The organism is Moorena sp. SIO3H5, from assembly GCF_010692395.1.
GTDB lineage: Bacteria > Cyanobacteriota > Cyanobacteriia > Cyanobacteriales > Coleofasciculaceae > Moorena.
In genome coordinates this window covers 1-2,951 of the sequence record NZ_JAAHHS010000635.1, presented here as the reverse complement: position 1 = coordinate 2,951, position 2,951 = coordinate 1, and the positions used below count along the sequence as shown (strand labels likewise).

The following is a 2,951-nucleotide window of genomic DNA, read 5'->3' as shown; positions in this document are numbered from 1 at the left end:
CCCTTTGTGCAGTTCCGACGCCGGAAAATCCCAGCCCGTCTGCTCAGTGCATTTGTACCATACTCGAGACCTCTGATTCAATCCTTCAGCTTTTTCTAACTCGATTTAAAATGGGCGAACCGGGAGTAATAATATACAGTTTAAATGTACAACAGCTTACTAAGGCAGACTAGGATAAAGAGAAATGGAAAAATAACCACTGGTTTAACCAACCCTAGTCTTATGACTCAAACCTTCACCACCCAACACCTTTCCCCAGATGCGATCGCTCAGCTTGTCAAGTATTTGCCTGACTACATCAAAGTTGCACTCCAGGAAAAGTCTACGGAATTGGAATGTTCCCTGGAAGCTACCATTGAAATGGCAATTTCCAACTTCCTAGACGAAGAAGCATTGAGCTTTGAGGATTGTTTACTTGCTCAACGTCTGAAAAATAAGAATCAAAATTGTTGATAAATAGAATAACTAAAGCGATTACGAATTTGTCGCTGTAACTGAATCCGAATGTAAACACTCACGCTGCCGTTGTCCCATTTTCTAAGCACTTAAGTGTATATCTGGCGCGAGTTTTGAGAATGGTCAATTGATCCGCCTTTCCCAACAAGTCATCTAACTCAGCCACCTCATCAGTGCATAGCAATGATTCTACATTTCTCGCCACTAAATCATCCAAACGAGTTTGATATGCCACAGCCAATTTACAACTTGCCAGTGCTTCTAACTCATCTACACTCAAACCAAGTAAACACTCCTCATCCAACCCTAATGGATTAGCGAGTCGAGAATAGGTGTTCCAATCCAATAAAACCCCAACTCGTTCTCCCTGTTCATTCGTGACATACTGTAATAAACTTGTCATATCAAAAACCTTCATAAGACAATGTCATCCTATCTTAGCCCGTTCTGTGTACCTGATGGTTATGCAAACCGCCGTAATTTATGTTGTCCACAGACATGCAATTTTACCTAAATAAAGTAGTAGATGAATATGAGTTGATTCAATTTGTATCTCAAACCCTCGATTTAAGATGTGAAACCTTAAACTATCCTGATAGTCAAGCCGAAGCATTTGTAATGATAAACGACTATGAAATAGGTTTTCCTATGGATATAACTATTTCCTATACAAAGGAAGTTTCACTAGGGAAAGACTATTTGTGGTTAGCGAAGCTTCTGGCTAGGCATTATCAAACTCTGGTGGCAACAGATTTACCAGAAGGACATCCGGACAAAATTAATCCCTATTGTTGGTGTGTAGCAGAACCAAACGGTTATTTAGTAGAAATGCTGGAAGACCTTTCAGATGTTGAAGACAGAGAAGGGTTGCTACTAAATAGCGATTCCAAGAAATTACTGACTATAGTCGGGAAATTGGCTTAACAACCACTGGCTTTGCTTGATCGGATTCAGCATCTTAACCAAAAAAACATCATTATCACCTTACTGGACTGTTCCCTTTGCTATGCAATCCCATATCCAGTATGTTGACGAATATCAGGGGGATGAAAAGCAAGAACAATCCTATCCTTCGGTACTCCTGTGGCAACCAATTCATCCGTGATACCATCCTCAATCCCATCGTAGTGAATCCAGATTTTACCATCGCGGATTTCAGCATGAACTATATAGCAATCCTATTTGAGTTGTGACAGGTGATAAGCTTGAAACCCATGTATAGCAAAGATCACAGTTTTCAAAATTGCCACGACCTATTTAGGATTGCTATAGTACCATATACACGGCAATGCTTTTCCCAACCTTCATGTAGCAGCATAAAATGATTGCGATCGCTACTGATAATTACAGAGGTGGTTACATCACCATAACGGTAAGGAAGATTGGCGTAATACTTTAAAATATTTTCTAGGGTTTCACGCCATTGATCTAAGGCTTGATTTGTGGTTTCCATGTTCTGGGTTTTTAGGGAGCAGGGAGCAGGGAGCAGGGAGCAGGGAGCAGGAAAACAATTTTGTGTACTTGATAGTTATGGAAACTGCCGTATTTTCGGGATTAATCTGTAAATCTATTCTAACCCTTAACCTATACCAAAACCGGTAAAATCACGTACTTCAGGTTCATGAAAAGCTAAAACAATATCGTGTTTAGGCACTCCCATTTCTACTAATCGGTTGGCAAGTCCCTCTTCCGTGCCGTCATGCTGAATCCAAATTTTTCCACCCTTGATATCAATATGTAAAATACAGCCAAAATCACGTTTATTCCCACGCCAACCAACATAGAGCAGTTGGTAGTGATCTTGCTCTGTATCAAAGACAGTCTGAACCTCGTATTCTGGTGCAATTGTTTGCCGTGAAGCCCGTTGAGCACGTTCGGAAAGAAGATGTCGAATATACTGGCGATATTGCTCTACAGCCATTGAACAATTACCTCCTGTTTCACATCATAAATGACTATTCTAATCTGAATACCGCACGGTATCGTTTCTGGTTGAGTGTGATGGGTGCGCCCTAAGCCACCTCAATATATTCACAGAATGACACTGATTCAGGAGCACTTAATCCATCTTCTTTCAATCCTTCCAAATGAAAAATCACTGCCTCAGTAATTAATTGTTTAACTTCTTCTAATGTTTCTGCCACCGCAACACACCCAGGAAGATCTCGAACATAAGCACCGTAGCTATTTTTTCCTTGTCTTGATGCAGTCGCTCATGGGGGGAACCACGGCAGTCGCTCATGGGGGAGACCCCCAAGACCGCGCTGCCTTCCCAAGACCGCGCTGCATCGCTTTTCAATAACAACTGCATAGCGCATTAAATTTTGTCCTCCTCTATTTGAGCTTGTCGCCATATATTTTTAAGAGTCCCAATTGGAACCTCAAGACTTGATTTACCGGCGTTGCGTCAGTCTTCTTTTGAATAGGAGTAGAGTGGGCATCCTGCCCGCCCGAAAATATATTGAAACTGGCAAGATGCCAGTTCCACCAAGAGA

The 2,951-nt window shown here is 41.5% G+C and carries 8 protein-coding genes; 2 read left to right on the top strand and 6 right to left on the bottom strand.

All coding sequences use genetic code 11. The features are described from left to right. Positions 1-222: 222 nt before the first annotated feature. Positions 223-453, top strand: a complete 231-nt coding sequence (locus F6K52_RS34795) for a hypothetical protein (protein WP_293089532.1) — start codon at positions 223-225, stop codon at positions 451-453. 61 nt (positions 454-514) lie between these two features. Here F6K52_RS34795 and F6K52_RS34790 read toward each other — a convergent pair whose 3' ends face one another. Beyond that, a complete protein-coding gene (locus F6K52_RS34790) occupies positions 515-859 on the bottom strand; it encodes a hypothetical protein (RefSeq protein ID WP_293089531.1) in 345 nt (114 codons plus the stop codon). 95 nt (positions 860-954) lie between these two features. Between F6K52_RS34790 and F6K52_RS34785 the strand changes: the two genes are divergently transcribed. Next, positions 955-1,380 (top strand): hypothetical protein, encoded by a 426-nt coding sequence (locus F6K52_RS34785; protein WP_293089530.1) that lies wholly within the window; start codon positions 955-957, stop codon positions 1,378-1,380. An 80-nt stretch (positions 1,381-1,460) separates the two neighbouring features. On the opposite strand, the gene F6K52_RS37195 is transcribed toward F6K52_RS34785, so the two are convergent. The 5 genes from F6K52_RS37195 to F6K52_RS34765 form a co-directional block, all read right to left on the bottom strand. After that, on the bottom strand, positions 1,461-1,574 hold the full coding sequence (locus F6K52_RS37195) for an element excision factor XisI family protein (protein ID WP_364421246.1): 114 nt from the start codon (positions 1,572-1,574) through the stop codon (positions 1,461-1,463). A 119-nt stretch (positions 1,575-1,693) separates the two neighbouring features. Beyond that, the gene (locus tag F6K52_RS37190; RefSeq protein WP_364421241.1) at positions 1,694-1,909 is read right to left on the bottom strand and encodes an element excision factor XisI family protein; all 216 of its coding nucleotides are present in this window, start codon (positions 1,907-1,909) and stop codon (positions 1,694-1,696) included. A 126-nt stretch (positions 1,910-2,035) separates the two neighbouring features. After that, the gene (locus F6K52_RS34775) at positions 2,036-2,377 is read right to left on the bottom strand and encodes a XisI protein (RefSeq protein ID WP_293089529.1); all 342 of its coding nucleotides are present in this window, start codon (positions 2,375-2,377) and stop codon (positions 2,036-2,038) included. 91 nt (positions 2,378-2,468) lie between these two features. Next, on the bottom strand, positions 2,469-2,600 hold the full coding sequence (locus F6K52_RS34770; protein WP_364421237.1) for a hypothetical protein: 132 nt from the start codon (positions 2,598-2,600) through the stop codon (positions 2,469-2,471). Next, complete coding sequence (locus F6K52_RS34765) at positions 2,585-2,767, bottom strand: hypothetical protein (protein WP_293089528.1); 183 nt, start codon at positions 2,765-2,767, stop codon at positions 2,585-2,587. Before F6K52_RS34765 ends, F6K52_RS34770 begins: the two co-directional genes overlap by 16 nt. Between the last annotated feature and the right edge of the window lie 184 nt (positions 2,768-2,951).

What these genes read in the sequence shown, in the direction of transcription:
- F6K52_RS34790 (WP_293089531.1), bottom strand. Translation starts at nt 859, where the DNA reads ATGACAAGTTTATTACAGTATGTCACGAATGAACAGGGAGAACGAGTT.
- F6K52_RS34775 (WP_293089529.1), bottom strand. Translation starts at nt 2,377, where the DNA reads ATGGCTGTAGAGCAATATCGCCAGTATATTCGACATCTTCTTTCCGAA.
- F6K52_RS34785 (WP_293089530.1), top strand. Translation starts at nt 955, where the DNA reads ATGCAATTTTACCTAAATAAAGTAGTAGATGAATATGAGTTGATTCAA.
- F6K52_RS34765 (WP_293089528.1), bottom strand. Translation starts at nt 2,767, where the DNA reads ATGCAGTTGTTATTGAAAAGCGATGCAGCGCGGTCTTGGGAAGGCAGC.
- F6K52_RS34795 (WP_293089532.1), top strand. Translation starts at nt 223, where the DNA reads ATGACTCAAACCTTCACCACCCAACACCTTTCCCCAGATGCGATCGCT.
- F6K52_RS37190 (WP_364421241.1), bottom strand. Translation starts at nt 1,909, where the DNA reads ATGGAAACCACAAATCAAGCCTTAGATCAATGGCGTGAAACCCTAGAA.